Consider the following 14,906-nt stretch of genomic DNA (forward strand, 5'->3'; position numbering starts at 1 on the left):
TATAAATGGCCTTCTTAAGCACAAACATCAAGGACTAGCAAGCTTGTTCGAGTATCTTCTGTACCGATACCGCCATCTGCTCGCGGTCAAAGGCACTTATAGCTACTTCACGTCCGGCTTTACCAGCGGCTTCTAATTGTGCAGGCGCAGCAAGCAGCTTAGCGAGCAGTGCGCTCAACGCCGCAGCGTCGCTGGGAGGCGAGTACCAGCCACAGCCGTATGTTTCCACCAAGTCTCGTGTCCAGCCATTATTTGTCACGATGACGGGTGTGCCGACGGCGAGGCTGTCGTAGAATTTCGCCGGCGAATTTGTGTCCAGCACGGACATTCCTAGGAACGATACCACCGACACTTCCGCCAGCCGAAACCAGCTAAATACAGCGTGCCTGGGCTGTGGTAGTACCAACCGTATAGCCGAACAGCGGGCAGCGGCTTCCCGTACTCGTGGCTCATCGAACCCGAGCCCCAGAAAAAGCCACGTCAGGTTAGGCACCTGAGTGGCCAATAGCTCTGCTGCTGCCAGCAGCGTCGGAATATCGTTGGCGCGGCCCAGTGTACCAGCATAAAGCACTATACGGCGTCCTTCCAAACCCTGCTCGCGCCGCAAAGCCTCCAAAGCTACATCAGTTGCGCTGGTGGCCAAATCCAGGTCGGTGCCATTGAGCACCGTAGTAACCTTGGAAGGCAGTGCCAATGGAGCTTCTGCACTTGGGGCTCCCAAAACGGTTTCCACGTAGCGCGTCATGTCCGGCGAAAGTGCCATAATATGCTGAGCGCTCCTGTACAGGCTTTTTTCTAGCGCAAACAAGCGCCGCTGCGCCCAGCGGTTCGGTATAGCGCCCATGGCAATAGGAAACGAAGGCCACAGATCCTGCACTTCGAATACCCAAGGCACCTTTCGCCAGCGTGCTACCCGCGCCGCAGCCCAGGCCGCTGTCAGGGGCGTGCTGATACCCCAGATGACATCGGGCTTATCAATTCGCAGACCTTCCTGCACCGCGTAAGCCGCATATTGCCCGAACGCCAGGCCGCGCCGCGCAACTCCCATCCGGTTTTCATACGGCACTTCAGCAGCCCGCATCTCTACCCCTTCTGGCAACCACGGAAACTGCTGCGTAAGCCGTTGCCGCTCCCATGTGCGCGTCGTAATTAGCGTGATACGATGTGTGCGGGCCAAGTGCGCCAACAGCGAATAGTGCCGGCTGGTGGCCGGGCAATCCGGATTGGTGTGATACTGGCTGAAAACGGCTATGTGCACGTTGTAACAGTTACGAATGATGCCGTGTAAGTCGATGCTGCGCAGCTACTGAACTCTTGCAGAACCGGCTTCTTAGCGCTTTATGCAGCCTTCCCTTTACCGTTCGGCCCGGCGTGGACGCGGCCGGTAGTGCGACTCCGTCAGGATATGCTGCGGGTTCTTGTCGGCCATGAGCTGGGCCAGCGTCACGTTAGGATGTTCAGCCATGTACTTGCGCACAATCTGCCAGCCTACCCAAGCTCCAATCCGGCCGGGGCACGTTTTGTCGATTTCCGGGATATTGGGCCGTTCGCCCACATATTTCTGCACCGTGAACGGAGCTGTATTGTAAAGGAGCTTCTTGTCCAAGAAGTGCGCCCAGATCTTGCCTTCGTTGAAGTACACTCCCTGAAGTTCCTTATCGGTGTAGCCTATCAGTAGCGAATCGGCGGTGCAGGGCAGCACCCGTTCTGCAAAGTAGAGCGACTTGCCATACTGCACCATTTCGCCCAACATAGTCTGGTTGGTTAGCTCCTTCTTGTTGTACTTGCTGCTGATGGCCAGCGCGGCGGTTGGCAGCACGTACTCTGGGCGGTAGCGGCGTAGAATATACTCGGGCACATTAGGGCGGTACTTTGCTTTGTCACCCACGAAGAAGTCCAGCCCCAGCACCATCAGGCTGTCGTTCACAAACATATCCTGACTCAGGCCCGATACAAACGTCTTAACCGGCGGTACCCGGAAATCGGGGAAATTATATCGAATATGCTTGAACATGCCCTCCAGACCGTTTTTCAGCATTTCAGAGTCCTGAAATATACTGTCGGTTTGGCGGCCGAGCTGCTGCAGGCCGGGGTTGGTAGCCAGGCGCGTAAGGGTCGCCGCCAGCATACCGTCGGAAGGAAACTGCCGGCGCTGCAGAAATTGGTTGGCGAACAGCGGATGTTCCACCAAAAAACGCTTTGCATCCCCGTCCGTTCTGATCTGAAAAAACGGCTTTTCCAGCCGCTCCAACTGTACCGGGGCCGATACATTAGCCACCGCCGGGTCCGGCGCACAGGATTTTTCGTTTTGTCCGCAGGCAGCCAATAAGGCGGTACAGAAACTGAGCACAACGGGTAGAACGGGGCGCATAGCTAAGGGAAAGTGAGGCACGCTTCTATCTTTGAGGCGAAAATAGCCAAAACCAAACGCCGGACGACGTAGCTTCGTATCTAACGCCCACTCTAGCCTACTTCTGCCATGAAAAAAATGATTCTCGCTGCCCTCCTTGTTGGAGCATCGGCTGCTACGGCTTCGGCCCAGGTTGAAATCGGGCTGAAACTCTCGCCTTCCGTTACCAGTCTGCGTACCGAGTCTCCCAGTGCCTTGGGCTTCCAGAGCGAAGGCAGCAAGCTTACTATCGGCGGCGGTCTTGTTGTAGACTACTTTTTCGGGCAGAACTATGCCTTCAGCACCGGGGTAATGCTCACGGGCAAAGGCGGCAAATTCAGCTATTACGACCCAGCCACCAACCTGCGCTACGAGCAGAAGCTGGGCCTGCAGTACATCGAAGTTCCGGTTACGGTGAAGCTCTTTACCAACGATATTGCCACCGACACCAAGCTCTATTTCCAGTTGGGCGGCTCCCTGAATGCAGCCATTGCCGGCAAAATAAACGGCAACAAGCGCTATTCCGACCCCGGTAAGAATAACCTCGAAAGCAAAGCTTCTGACCACGCCATTATCCCGGATGCAGCGGTGCTGTTGGGCACAGGCGTAGAGTATCAGGTTGGCCAAAGCACGAAAGTGTTTGCCGGAGTCAGCTACCACCGGGGCCTGCTCAACATCGAAAAGTACTTCGAGGATGAGCGGGACTTCTCGGATGTCTCGCTCAAAAACAACGAATTTAGATTGGATCTAGGGCTCAAGTTTTAGCCATCCATCAGCAACGAAAAAGCCCGTTCTGCAGCATGCAGAACGGGCTTTTCTTCTTTCAGGAGGAGTTGTCGCAGACAACTACGCTTGTTTAGTCGGTGATTTCAATCTCAATTTCGCGGTCCTGCAAGCGGGCCATGGCCGCAGCGGCTGAGTGCAGTTCGATTTCCTCACCATGCTCATCCTCGATGCGGTAGTCCGTCAGACCTAGGCTGGTATCCTTCGTGACTTTAATCCACTTGTAGTACTTGAGGTACCACTTCATCTGCCGGCTTACCAGCCCTTTGGTGTAGTACGCGTGCAGGAACGGATGCACATGCAGCGTAATACCCGACTGGTTTTGCGTCACCAGCAAATCCTCGATGCTGTTGTCGATTTCGTCAGTTACCTGGATCGAAGCCGAGATTTTGCCGGTTCCACCGCAGGTGGGGCATACCTCGCCAGTCACGATTTTTTCGGCTGGACGTACGCGTTGCCGCGTAATCTGCAGCAATCCGAACTTGGTGATGGGCAGAATGGTGAAGCGGGCTTTGTCGTGCTTCATGATCTGATACACAACATCCTCCACCTTCTTGCGGCTTTCCCCCGACTTCATATCGATGAAGTCGACGACGATGATACCGCCCATGTCGCGCAGCCGAAGCTGGCGGGCCACCTCTTTGGCGGCCAGCATGTTCACCATCAGTGCTGTAGCTTCCTGGTCGCTTTCCTGGTTGCTCTTGTTCCCGGAGTTGACGTCGATGACGTGCAGGGCTTCGGTATGCTCAATCACCAGGTAGCCGCCGCCAGGCACCGTCACGGTTTTGCCAAACAGCGTTTTCAGCTGCTTTTCAATCCCGAGATGCTCAAACACCTTCACCTTGCCGGTGTAGTGCTTCAGCAAGCCCAGTTTATCAGGCGCAATCTGCTCCAGATAGCCCCGAATTTCGTCGTAGCGGGCCGTTGTATCTACCGTAATAGCGTCAAACGACTCGTTGAGCATATCGCGCAGCATAGAGCTTGTGCGTCCCAACTCTCCCAGCACCTTGTCGCGCTCCTTGGCGATGCGCAACGCCTGGAAGAGTTGCTCCCACTTGCCCACCATGCTTTGCATGTCCCGGTCGAGCTCCGCTACCTCACGGCCCTCGGCTACCGTCCGGATAATGACGCCAAAATTGTCGGGCTTGATGGAAGCAATGAGCCGCTTGAGCCGCTCCCGCTCCGTCTTGCTGACAATCTTCTTCGAAACACTGATGGTGTTTGAAAACGGTACCAGTACCAAATACCGGCCAGCCATCGAAATGTCGGTGGACAAACGCGGCCCCTTGGTCGAAATCGGCTCTTTTACTATCTGAACCAGCACTTGCTGGCTCTTCTTTAGCGTGTCGGCAATCTTGCCTACTTTATCCAGTGGCTTTTCCAAGCCAAAGGATTTGAGGGCAGCTACCGCTGTTTTCTGCGACTGTACGCCCCGCACCCACTTGCTAAGCGAGGGAAATTGCTCGCCTAGGTCGCCGTAGTGCAGAAACGCATCTTTTTCGTACCCGATGTCAATGAACGCAGCGTTCAGACCGGGCATAACTTTCTTGACCGTGCCCAGGAAGATGTCGCCCACCGAGTAATTGGTGTCGTTGCGGTCGAAATGATATTCGATGAGCCGCTTGTCCTGTAGCAGGGCAATCCGTTCTCCTTCCTGAGTAGAATTAATGATTAATTCGTTACTCAATGGATTGGGTTGTTAGGTAATCCCGAGAGCCACAGCTCGCCCCCGAAACCGGCAAAGGGAAGCCGGTACGCGTAGGTACCGGCTTCCCTTGCAAGCCTCGGGGAAAGCGAACTAGTGGCCACTCTCGGGGATACAAGATGAGAGATAGACGGTGACTTGCGTTTAGCCGACAAGCCCCGCCAGCAGACCCCGCAAGGGATTACTTCTTCTTGTGACGGTTTTTGCGCAGGCGCTTCTTCCGTTTGTGGGTAGCAATCTTATGACGCTTTCTTTTTTTTCCGCAGGGCATGTTTGATGAGGTTAAGGGTTAGTAGAAAAGGTACTTAATTCAATTTCTGAAGCTGCTCGTCAACCGAGGCCGTCAGGCCAGGATCAGTGCTCAGGCTTTTGGCTTTCTGGAAAGCTTTCCGGGCATCTTCTTTCGCTCCAGTCTGAGCTAAAGCGACGCCAAGATAAAACTGTCCGTTGACGTTTTCAGGATTTACCTTCGTTAGCTCCCGAAAACGCTCTACTGCTTTCTCGTATTGATTGCTCTGCATCGAGAGCAGACCAAGGTTATAAATGGCCTTTTCGTTCTGCGGATCAATGGCCAATACTTCGCGTAGCAGCACCACACCCTGCACCGGATTTTCGCCAGCCATGAAGGCCATACCCAGGTTGGTTTTGGCATCCAAGTTCTCCGGGTTGTTTTTCAACACTTTCCCATAGAGCTCTTGGCACTTGGCTCCTAGCTGCTTCTGGCGCTCCTGTGTAGTTGCGAAGCTGAATGCTTCGAAGTACGCATCAGCTGCCCGTTTCCAGGCCTGTTCGCCGGGGCGGGCCTGCGCCAGTTGCTCCAAGTAATACCCGGCGCTGTCGAACTTCTCCACTGCCTTATACTTGATTGCCAAGTCCGAGGCTACCCGAAGCTTGGAAATTGGGTCTTTTTCAGCCGAGTACTTCGCCAGCAAACCGTTGATTTCGCGGCGTTGCGCCGGCGCTACCACCATGTGCGGCTGCTCCGGTGTGGCACCGGGCTCGTCGTGGCTGCCGGCCGGGTGGCCGTGCTCGTCTAGTTCGGTGGTAGAAGGGGCCGCCGCGCCATTGTCGCGGTTAGCAGTGCGGGCAGCACTCTGCGCCAAGTCGCCTTTGCCTTCCTTGGGCTTGACAATCACCTTGGGCAGCAGAAACAGCCCAGCTACCAACGCCAGAGCGACGGCAAGCAGAATCAGCTGATGTGAGTTGGTGCGTGTAGCCATCCGAAAAAAGCAGGCCGCCGGGCTTCCATAAGCAGGATGCCCAGCGGCGCCGCCAGCAGTGCGTTATGCCTGAGCCAGAGGCTTAGGCGTTAGCTAGTTCCTTGATTTTCTTGCTGTTCTTGATCTTACCGATGAACGTTTTCGACGGCTTGAAGCTCGGAATAAAATGCTCGTCAATGATGATTGACGTATTTTTCGAGATGTTGCGAGCGACTTTCTTCGCACGTTTTTTGTTTACGAAGCTGCCGAAGCCGCGTACGTAGATGTTGTTGCCTTCGGCCATCGAATCCTTCACGACTTTGAAGAAGGCTTCCACGGTAGCCGAAACGTCTGCTTTCTCAATGCCAGTCTTGTCGGCAATTTCGGCGATTACTTCTGCTTTAGTCACGCTGGTAGGTACTATGGGGTGAAAAATGAGTGCTGGGCAAAAAGTCCAATTCAAGACGTAAGCCCTTGCCCGGTAAGCTGTTCGCTTGCGAATTGGGGCCACAAAGGTAGCCCCCTTTTTTGGTTTTGCAATAGTTTTCACAGCAATAGAAACGGGCTTCTAAAAACCATACAACTTATTCTTTTTCAAACACTTGAATCATCTACTCTCTTCTGTTACGCACCCCTTTTTTGCTAAGACTCTCTTGGAATGGTACCCGCGGCATCGCCGCGACCTGCCTTGGCGCCATACCCGAGACCCATATGCTATCTGGCTGTCGGAGGTGATCCTACAACAAACACGCGTGAAGCAGGGTCTTCCCTATTATTTCACCTTTATCAACTCCTATCCAACGGTGCAGCACTTGGCTGCGGCTCCTGAAGACGAAGTGCTGCGCCACTGGCAGGGCTTGGGATACTACAGCCGCGCCCGGAACATGCACCACACGGCTCAGCAGGTAGTGCGCGAATACGATAGTCAGTTTCCGACTTCTTATGCAGGCTTGCTACAGCTACGGGGGGTCGGCCAATACACGGCGGCGGCTATTGCTTCCTTCGCCTTCAATGAGCAGGTAGCGGTGCTGGATGGCAATGTGTTCCGGGTGCTGGCTCGCGTATTTGGCCTTACGCAAGACATTGCCGCGCCGGCTAACCGCAAAGTATTTCAGCAGTTGGCTGATACTCTCATTCCGGCGGACCAGCCAGCAGAATTCAACCAGGCCATTATGGAGTTTGGTGCTATTCAGTGCACACCCCTAAAACCTGACTGCCTATTTTGCCCATTGCAGAGCCATTGTTACGCGTTTCAGCATGGCATGGTCAGTGAGCTTCCGGTAAAGAGTAAAGCCAAAGCCGCCCGCACCCGCTTCTTTCACTATCTGGTGCTACGCCATGCCGACACGATATACATGCGCAAGCGGGGCCCTAAAGACATCTGGGAAGGACTCTACGACTTTCACCTGCAGGAAACAGAGTCCGGAGAGCTAGCGGCGGTAGCACTAGTGGCGGCCGTCGAGGCAGTAGGCGGCCAGCTAGATCTACAGCAGGTAGAAGAGCCGGTTCAGGCTATGCGTCACGTCCTGAGTCATCAAAAAGTAGAAGCCAAATTCCATGTTGTATGGCTGCAGGAGCCGCTGCCTGCTTCTAGCCTGCAATCAACGGGGCTAGCCGCTTTCAGTAGCTCAGAAATAGAAGAGTTGCCCAAACCCATTTTAATTGCTAACTATATTAGCAATTCGATTAAATAACCAGCTAATTTATTTGGAATTGCTTCTGAGTTTTAATATCTTTAAAGTAAGATAAAGTGTCTCTCTTACCTTTTCTCACATTATAATATTCTACTGATGGCAGGCATCAACAAAGTAATTTTGGTAGGGAATCTGGGCAAAGACCCAGAGGTGCGCCACCTCGAAGGCGGTAGCAGTGTAGCAAACTTTACGCTGGCTACCAACGAGTATTACCGCGACAAGCAAGGCACCCGCATTGAGCGGACCGAATGGCATAACATCGCCGCTTGGCGGGGTTTGGCTGAAATGGCGGAGAAATACCTCAAAAAGGGCCAACAGGTATATGTAGAAGGCAAAATCCGGACGCGCCAATACCAAGATAAGGACAACCAGACCCGCTATATCACCGAAATCATTGCCGACGAAATAACCATGCTGGGCGGCCGGCCGCACGCTACTGATGGCCACAACAGCCAGCAGGAAGCTGCGGCAGAGGCGCCTCAAACGTTCCGACAGGAGCCAGAACTGGACCAACTGCCCTTCTAATCTGGCTACTCCTACAAAAAGCCCTGGCACGCAGCCAGGGCTTTTTGCGTTGCAACGGTTGCCGAAACCTGTGGCGACGGCCGGAAAATATCCAGCATTTTCACGTTTGGTTTCGCGTTACCTTTGAGTTGTACTTCTGCATTGCTGCCAATGCCTGCTTTCCGATTCTCTTGTGTGCTTTCAGTCTTAGGACTGCTTGCCACGGCTTGCACTTCTTCCGGCTCTGAGGGTGACTATACGCCCAAACCGAAAGGCTACAACCGTATTGACCTGCCGCCGCATGCCTACCAGCCGCTGGCGCCAGGCCACCCCTACACGTTCCAGTATTCGCGCTATGCCAAGGTGCTGCGCGACTCGTCTTATCTGGCGCAGCCGCACTGGATCAACGTGTATTATCCAAAGCTGCAGGCTAATGTGCAGATTACGTATGCAAACATTGCCGGCAAACCGCAGCTCTATACCAAGCTGCTAGAGGATGCGCGCAAGCTTACCAGCAAGCACGAAATCAAGGCTACCGCCATTGATGAAAACATCCTGAAAACGCCCAACGGCATGCGGATAGCCGTATTTGAGTTGCAGGGGGAAGTTCCCAGTCAGTTTCAGTTTTATACCACCGACAGTACAAAACACTTCTTCCGCGGAGCCCTCTACTTCCGTACGGCTACTGCCAACGACTCGTTGGCGCCGGTGATTGACTACGTGAAAAAGGACATTGTGCAGCTGCTGAACACGCTAAAATACCAGTAACCAGAGCTGATAGCTGACTGCTAGTTGCTGTTGGCTATCTGCTCGGTTCCTGGCTAACAGCCAATAGCTAACAGCTATTAGATGAGTAATTTCTTTCAGACCAAGATTGAATACCTGCGCGGGGTGGGGCTGCAGCGGGCTCAACTGCTGCAAAAAGAGTTGAACCTATTCACCTACGGTGATTTGATCCAGCGGTATCCGTTCCGCTACCTCGACCGCACGCAATTTTACAACATCTGCGACCTGCACGACGACTTACCTTACGTGCAGGTGAAAGGCATTCTGCGCAACCGTGAAGTAGTAGGAGAAGGCCCCAAGAAGCGCATGGTGGCCAAAATAGCGGATGCCAGCGGTGAACTGGAGCTGGTGTGGTTCAAGGGAGTGAACTACCTGGAGAAAATCATCAAAAACCACCAGGAATACATCGTTTTTGGCAAGCCTACCATGTTCAATGGGCGGCCCCAGATGGCACACCCAGAACTGGAAGAAGTAACCGAAGCAAAACCAGGCCAGAGCTACCTGCAACCTGTTTACAACACCACCGAGAAGCTCAAGAACTACCACCGCGTGGATAGCAAGGCTATTGCGCGCATGGTCTTCGATCTGCTGAAGCTTGCGCTGCCGCAGGTGCACGAAACGCTTTCGGAAGACTTGGTGCGGCAGTATGGGCTGATGGACAAGGCCACTGCCTACCAGCAGATTCACTTTCCGCAGAGCACCGAATTGCTGCAGGCGGCACGGTTTCGGCTCAAGTTTGAGGAACTGTTCTACGTGCAGCTTAAGCTGCTGCGCCAGCGCGACCAGCGCAAAGTAGAATTGGCCGGACAAATATTCCGGGAAGTGCCGTCCCTGGTGCATTTCTACAAAGAGGTGATGCCTTTTGACCTGACCGGGGCTCAGAAGCGCGTCATCCACGATATCTACAAAGACTTCTGCTCCGGCAAGCAAATGAACCGGCTGTTGCAAGGCGACGTGGGCTCGGGCAAAACTATTGTGGCCTTCATCAGCATGCTAATGGCAGCTGATAACGGCGCACAAAGCTGCCTGATGGCGCCCACTGAAATTCTGGCTGACCAGCACTATGTAGGCCTGAAGCAGTACGCCGACCTGCTGGGTCTCAACATCGGGAAGCTGACCGGCAGCACCCGCACGGCCGAGCGGCGCGTGCTACACGAGCAGTTGCGTTCTGGTGAAATGCACATGTTGGTTGGCACGCACGCGTTGCTCGAAGATGTAGTGCAGTTCCGCAACCTGGGCCTCACCATCATGGACGAGCAGCACCGGTTTGGTGTAGCACAACGCTCCAAGCTCTGGCAGAAGAACCCGCATGTGATACCCCATGTGCTGGTGATGACGGCGACACCCATTCCGCGCACGCTGGCCATGACGCTCTACGGCGACCTAGACGTGTCTGTAATTGATGAGCTACCGGCTGGCCGCAAGCCTATCGTCACGGTGCACCGCTTCGACTCAAACCGCCTGAAAGTGTTCGGCTTCCTGCGCGACCAGATCAACCTGGGCCGGCAGGTATACATCGTCTACCCGCTGATTGAGGAGAGCGAAGCCATGGCCGATTACAAGGACCTCATGGACGGCTACGAAAGCATTGCGCGCGCCTTTCCGGAGTTCCAGATCAGCATCGTGCATGGGCGCATGTCGGCGGCCGAGAAGGATGCTGAGATGCAGCGCTTCGTGGAGCGCAAAACCCAGATTATGGTGGCTACCACCGTCATTGAGGTAGGCGTGAACGTGCCCAATGCTTCTGTAATGGTGATTGAAAGCACTGAACGGTTTGGCCTATCGCAGCTGCACCAGCTGCGTGGCCGCGTGGGCCGGGGCGCTGAGCAGAGCTACTGCATTCTGATGAGTGGCTACAAGCTCAGCAAAGACTCCCGTACGCGCATCGAAACGATGGTGCGCACCAACAATGGATTTGAAATTGCCGATATCGACCTGAAGCTGCGGGGGCCCGGCGACCTGATGGGCACCCAGCAAAGCGGCGTGCTGGACCTGCTGATAGCCGACCTGGCCAAAGATGGCCGCATTCTGGCCGAAAGCCGGGCAGCGGCTCAGGCTCTGCTCAACGACGACCCCGCCCTGGCTAAGCCTGACAATCAGCCCATCCGGCGGCACATCGAGAGTTTACCTGCTACAGCCGTCAACTGGAGCCGAATCAGCTAGCAGCTAGCCTGCTGGCATCGTTGCGGGCTGGGCATAAAAAAAGCGACCCTCAACGGCCGCTTACCGAAAATTCTATTGAAAGCTTGTAGCTGAATGGCTGACAGGCTCCATGGTGTGCCACTGGGAATCCCCCGCCGGGGCGTCGGACTGGACTGTGAGCTGCTGCAGAAGTGACACCGGCTGAACTGGAGTTACCTGGACTGAGCGCATGGCTTTTGCCATATCCGACAGGTTTGATGGTTCTTTTGCTACCTTACCGATGATGATGAGAGCGAAGAGAAGAATGAAGCGAAGTAAAGATTTCATATTGAGTGTGTAGCTGCCCCGACTAGCGAAAGCGCGGCGGAACAAAGTTAAGGCCAAATTTCTTCTCCGCTGGTAGCTTTCTGATTACCAGTAAGCTCTACAGTGGATGAAAACTCCCATTCAATGCTCTGGAGAAAGAAAATTGCCGTCTACTTATTTTTCAGAGAGTAGATAATCAGCACTTCTCATTCTCCTTCCATGCAGGCTGCAATTAATATTTCGCCTGCAAAGTAAACGGAGAGCAGGCGCAAAAGTGACCTTCTCAGCATTATGGAAGCATGAACAAATCGTTACCCGACGGCCGGTTGCCTGAACGGGTGCGGGGCGTGTACGGCAAGAGCTTGGAGTTGGATACCTTTGGAGAATACATTTTTTTGGGTTTTGTCCATTACTCCACGTAACCTGCTTTCTTCGTGCGTTTTAAATATCTACTAGCTGCCAGCTCCCTTGCTTGCGGCCTGCTGTTTACTCCCACTGTAGTGTGGGCTCAGAAAGTAAAGTCAGCCTCTTTCAGCTACATTCCGGAGCAGTCTGATGACCGCTACAACCAGCGTGTAGCACGCAAAACGCTGCCTTTGGCTAAAGGAGGCTTCCTCATTCTGGCGCACAAATCGGCTACAGAATATGCTGTGGAGCGCTACGACGCCGACCTCAAGCTGCAATGGGCTGCCTCTTTGCCCCTCACCGCTGAGCAGGCCATTGACGGGTTTGCCAGCAGCAACAGTCAGGCTGTTGTCGTGATTCATCAGAAAAACGGGGCTTCTCAGACACTGTCGGCGCAGGCTATTGACCTCAGCAACGGACAGAAGGCACCGCTAAAGAAACTGATAGATACCGGCATCCGCGACCGGCGCCCCGGCGTCGCTTTTTCACCCGATGGCAGCAAGCTGGTAGCTTGGCGCTACCTCACCCGCGACGTGCAAATACGGTCCATCAGCGCCAGTGTTTATGACGAAAAGCTAACCAAGGTGAAAGACCGGGCCTACGACTTCAGTGACCAGGGTGCTTTCTTTTCCACTACCATCCACGTCGGCAATGACGGCACGCAGTACGTGACGCTCGTGAGCGACGAGATGAAGAAGCTGACAGTACGCCGCTACCTCAACACAGCCAACAACATCAAAGTAATGTCGGTAGCGGTAGGCGGTGTTTTCGGCGGCAAAGTCGTCAACGTGTTTGACTCTCGCTTTCTGCTGCAGCCCGACAATACCCTGTATGCCGCGGCCATTTGCAACGAGCGGGAGAGCGGACTTTACTACAGCCTGAAAGTGGTCAAGTTTGACTTCTCGGGGGAAGGGGATATGAAGTTTGCGCCCGAGTTTCGCTTCACGCCTGAGTACCTAGCCGAAACCAATAAGGCCAGCGCGACCAATGCCAAGCGCCTAGAAGACGTGTATCTCACGGATTTACTCATTTCGGAAGAGAAACAGCTGGTTGTGGTAGCAGAGAAGAAATATGAGGAAGGCGGAGACGATTCGCCTGGCCATACCCGCGAACTGCATTTGTTTGGATACAATGAGTTTCAGGCCCCTAGCTGGCACAGCATAATTGCTAAAGACCAAGTAGCCCCTGCTACTGAGGGCTTCAGCAGTATCGGCTACCGCGCCACCGTATTCGGGCAGGATATTCAGTTTGTAACCTGGGAGAAACTCAAAAACAAGTCCGATTTGTACCTGCGCCGGGTAAACGCGCAGACAGGCGTAATTTCGGAGCCAAAGGGTTTGGGCCTGAACGTGGCCGCCGACCAGAACCCTTCCTATGTGAAGGATTTCACTGGCTGGCTTGATGCCAAAACCCTCATCGGCGTCAGCCGCCCCAGCAAGAAATCAGCGGCCCTCATGCTGAACAAGATTGTGGTAAAGTAAACCACGGATTCTTTCTGATGTAAAAAAGCCGCCTCTGTTCCCAGAGGCGGCTTTTTCGTTTGTATTGCGGTTGGCTTATGGAAAGATGCCGAGGGACTGGTAGCTGACGCCGATTTTCTCGATGGCGCTGTAGAAAGCGGCTGTGCGTAGGTCAGTGATACTTGGTATGTCATCCATTACCTTACGAATGGACTGGTAGGCGGTAATCATCGTGTCCTCAAGGCCAGAACGCACAAGATCTATTTCGTCGGCGCCGTGGATGATGAGTTGCCGCTCCTCGGGAGTAACGGTTTTGCCGGTGGTGCGCTCAATGGTGGTAACCAAGCGGCGCATAGCAGCCTCCTCAGCGCGTTTGCCCATACGGCCAAACCGCACGTTCGACAGGTTTTTCAGCCACTCGAAGTACGATACTGTCACGCCGCCAGCGTTGAGGTATAAGTCAGGCAGAATGATAATGCCTTTCTCCAGCAGGATTTTCTCGGCTCCCTGCGTGGTAGGACCGTTGGCTCCTTCCGCAACAATTTTGGCCTTGATGTTGGCTGCGTTGCCCTCATGAATCTGGTTTTCCAACGCGGCGGGCAGCAGTACGTCGCACTCGTATTCCAGCAAATCCAGCGACTCAGCTATGTCTTTTGCGCCGGCGAAGCCCAGCACGGAGCCCGTTTCCTGGCGGTGCTTGAACACGGCTGCCACGTCGAGGCCTTTCTCGTTGTAGATGCCGCCTTCCCGCTCGGCAATGCCGGTGATAAGGGCGCCTTCTTCCTGGCAGAAATGCGCCGCGTAGTAGCCCACGTTGCCCAGGCCCTGCACAATAATGCGCTTGCCGGCAATACCGCTACTCAGGCCCGCTTTCTTCAGCATGGGCTCATCGAGCAGCAGTTCCCGCAGGCCGTAGAACACGCCCAGTCCCGTGGCCTCGGTCCGCCCCCGGATACCGCCCTGCCCGACGGGTTTGCCGGTCACACAGCCCAGCGCGTTGGTGTCGCCGTACTTGAACGTCATGTACGTATCGGCAATCCAGGCCATTTCGCGGCTACCGGTACCGTAGTCAGGGGCCGGCACGTCCATGCCCGGGCCGATCAGGTTTTTCTTGATCAGCTCACTGGCGTAGCGTCGCGTTACGCGCTCCAGCACGTTGACGGGCGTGGTGCGCGGATTGATTTTCACGCCACCTTTCGCGCCACCGAACGGCACGTCCACCAGCGCACACTTAAAGGTCATGAGCGTGGCCAGAGCCATTACTTCCTCCTCGTCTACATACACGCTGTACCGGATGCCGCCTTTGCTGGGCAGCTTGTGGTGACTGTGCTGCACCCGGATACCTTCGAACACCTGCACATGACCGTCTACCTCCACCGGGAAGTTGACCTTATAAATGCTGTTGCAGGCCCGGATTTGGGCAATGATGCCGGGGTCGAGTTTGGAAAAGCTTGCCGCATGGTCGTAAAACCGCAGCACGCTCTCGTAAAAGTCTTTGCCCTGTACCTGTTCGTTGGCCATAAGTGGATGGAA

14 protein-coding genes are annotated in these 14,906 nt (G+C 54.6%); 7 read left to right on the plus strand and 7 right to left on the minus strand.

Annotated elements, in window-relative coordinates; translation table 11 throughout:
• Positions 1 to 34: 34 nt before the first annotated feature.
• Positions 35 to 1,258, minus strand: a complete 1,224-nt coding sequence (locus H4317_RS17135; RefSeq protein WP_185887772.1) for a glycosyltransferase family 4 protein — start codon at positions 1,256 to 1,258, stop codon at positions 35 to 37.
• Positions 1,259 to 1,354: 96 nt separating this feature from the next.
• The gene (gldB, locus tag H4317_RS17140) at positions 1,355 to 2,371 is read right to left on the minus strand and encodes a gliding motility lipoprotein GldB (RefSeq protein ID WP_490707433.1); all 1,017 of its coding nucleotides are present in this window, start codon (positions 2,369 to 2,371) and stop codon (positions 1,355 to 1,357) included.
• 108 nt (positions 2,372 to 2,479) lie between these two features.
• On the opposite strand from gldB, the gene H4317_RS17145 reads away from it, so the two are divergent.
• Positions 2,480 to 3,154 (plus strand): porin family protein, encoded by a 675-nt coding sequence (locus H4317_RS17145; protein ID WP_185887774.1) that lies wholly within the window; start codon positions 2,480 to 2,482, stop codon positions 3,152 to 3,154.
• Between the two features lie 91 nt (positions 3,155 to 3,245).
• Here the strand turns inward: H4317_RS17145 and H4317_RS17150 are convergent, their stop codons facing one another.
• From H4317_RS17150 to H4317_RS17160, 3 genes are all read right to left on the minus strand, one after another.
• A complete protein-coding gene (locus H4317_RS17150; protein WP_185887775.1) occupies positions 3,246 to 4,859 on the minus strand; it encodes an Rne/Rng family ribonuclease in 1,614 nt (537 codons plus the stop codon).
• Positions 4,860 to 5,182: 323 nt separating this feature from the next.
• Complete coding sequence (locus H4317_RS17155) at positions 5,183 to 6,097, minus strand: tetratricopeptide repeat protein (protein WP_185887776.1); 915 nt, start codon at positions 6,095 to 6,097, stop codon at positions 5,183 to 5,185.
• 82 nt (positions 6,098 to 6,179) lie between these two features.
• Complete coding sequence (locus H4317_RS17160) at positions 6,180 to 6,485, minus strand: HU family DNA-binding protein (RefSeq protein WP_044014459.1); 306 nt, start codon at positions 6,483 to 6,485, stop codon at positions 6,180 to 6,182.
• Between the two features lie 244 nt (positions 6,486 to 6,729).
• Between H4317_RS17160 and mutY the strand changes: the two genes are divergently transcribed.
• The 4 genes from mutY to recG all read left to right on the plus strand — a co-directional run bounded on the left by mutY (position 6,730) and on the right by recG (position 11,223).
• Positions 6,730 to 7,770, plus strand: a complete 1,041-nt coding sequence (gene mutY, locus H4317_RS17165; protein ID WP_349772196.1) for an A/G-specific adenine glycosylase — start codon at positions 6,730 to 6,732, stop codon at positions 7,768 to 7,770.
• Positions 7,771 to 7,866: 96 nt separating this feature from the next.
• A complete protein-coding gene (locus H4317_RS17170; RefSeq protein ID WP_185887778.1) occupies positions 7,867 to 8,295 on the plus strand; it encodes a single-stranded DNA-binding protein in 429 nt (142 codons plus the stop codon).
• Between the two features lie 150 nt (positions 8,296 to 8,445).
• Positions 8,446 to 9,042: a gliding motility lipoprotein GldD gene (gldD, locus tag H4317_RS17175; RefSeq protein ID WP_185887779.1), complete on the plus strand. Its 597-nt coding sequence runs from the start codon at positions 8,446 to 8,448 to the stop codon at positions 9,040 to 9,042.
• An 81-nt stretch (positions 9,043 to 9,123) separates the two neighbouring features.
• On the plus strand, positions 9,124 to 11,223 hold the full coding sequence (gene recG, locus H4317_RS17180) for an ATP-dependent DNA helicase RecG (protein WP_185887780.1): 2,100 nt from the start codon (positions 9,124 to 9,126) through the stop codon (positions 11,221 to 11,223).
• 72 nt (positions 11,224 to 11,295) lie between these two features.
• On the opposite strand, the gene H4317_RS17185 is transcribed toward recG, so the two are convergent.
• Positions 11,296 to 11,529: a hypothetical protein gene (locus tag H4317_RS17185; RefSeq protein WP_185887781.1), complete on the minus strand. Its 234-nt coding sequence runs from the start codon at positions 11,527 to 11,529 to the stop codon at positions 11,296 to 11,298.
• A 278-nt stretch (positions 11,530 to 11,807) separates the two neighbouring features.
• On the opposite strand from H4317_RS17185, the gene H4317_RS19430 reads away from it, so the two are divergent.
• Positions 11,808 to 11,930, plus strand: coding sequence for a hypothetical protein (locus tag H4317_RS19430; protein WP_260625718.1), 123 nt, complete (start codon positions 11,808 to 11,810; stop codon positions 11,928 to 11,930).
• A 12-nt stretch (positions 11,931 to 11,942) separates the two neighbouring features.
• On the plus strand, positions 11,943 to 13,394 hold the full coding sequence (locus H4317_RS17190) for a hypothetical protein (protein ID WP_185887782.1): 1,452 nt from the start codon (positions 11,943 to 11,945) through the stop codon (positions 13,392 to 13,394).
• 75 nt (positions 13,395 to 13,469) lie between these two features.
• On the opposite strand, the gene H4317_RS17195 is transcribed toward H4317_RS17190, so the two are convergent.
• A complete protein-coding gene (locus tag H4317_RS17195; protein WP_185887783.1) occupies positions 13,470 to 14,894 on the minus strand; it encodes a Glu/Leu/Phe/Val family dehydrogenase in 1,425 nt (474 codons plus the stop codon).
• Between the last annotated feature and the right edge of the window lie 12 nt (positions 14,895 to 14,906).

The organism is Hymenobacter sediminicola (assembly GCF_014250515.1).
GTDB classification, from domain to species: domain Bacteria; phylum Bacteroidota; class Bacteroidia; order Cytophagales; family Hymenobacteraceae; genus Hymenobacter; species Hymenobacter sediminicola.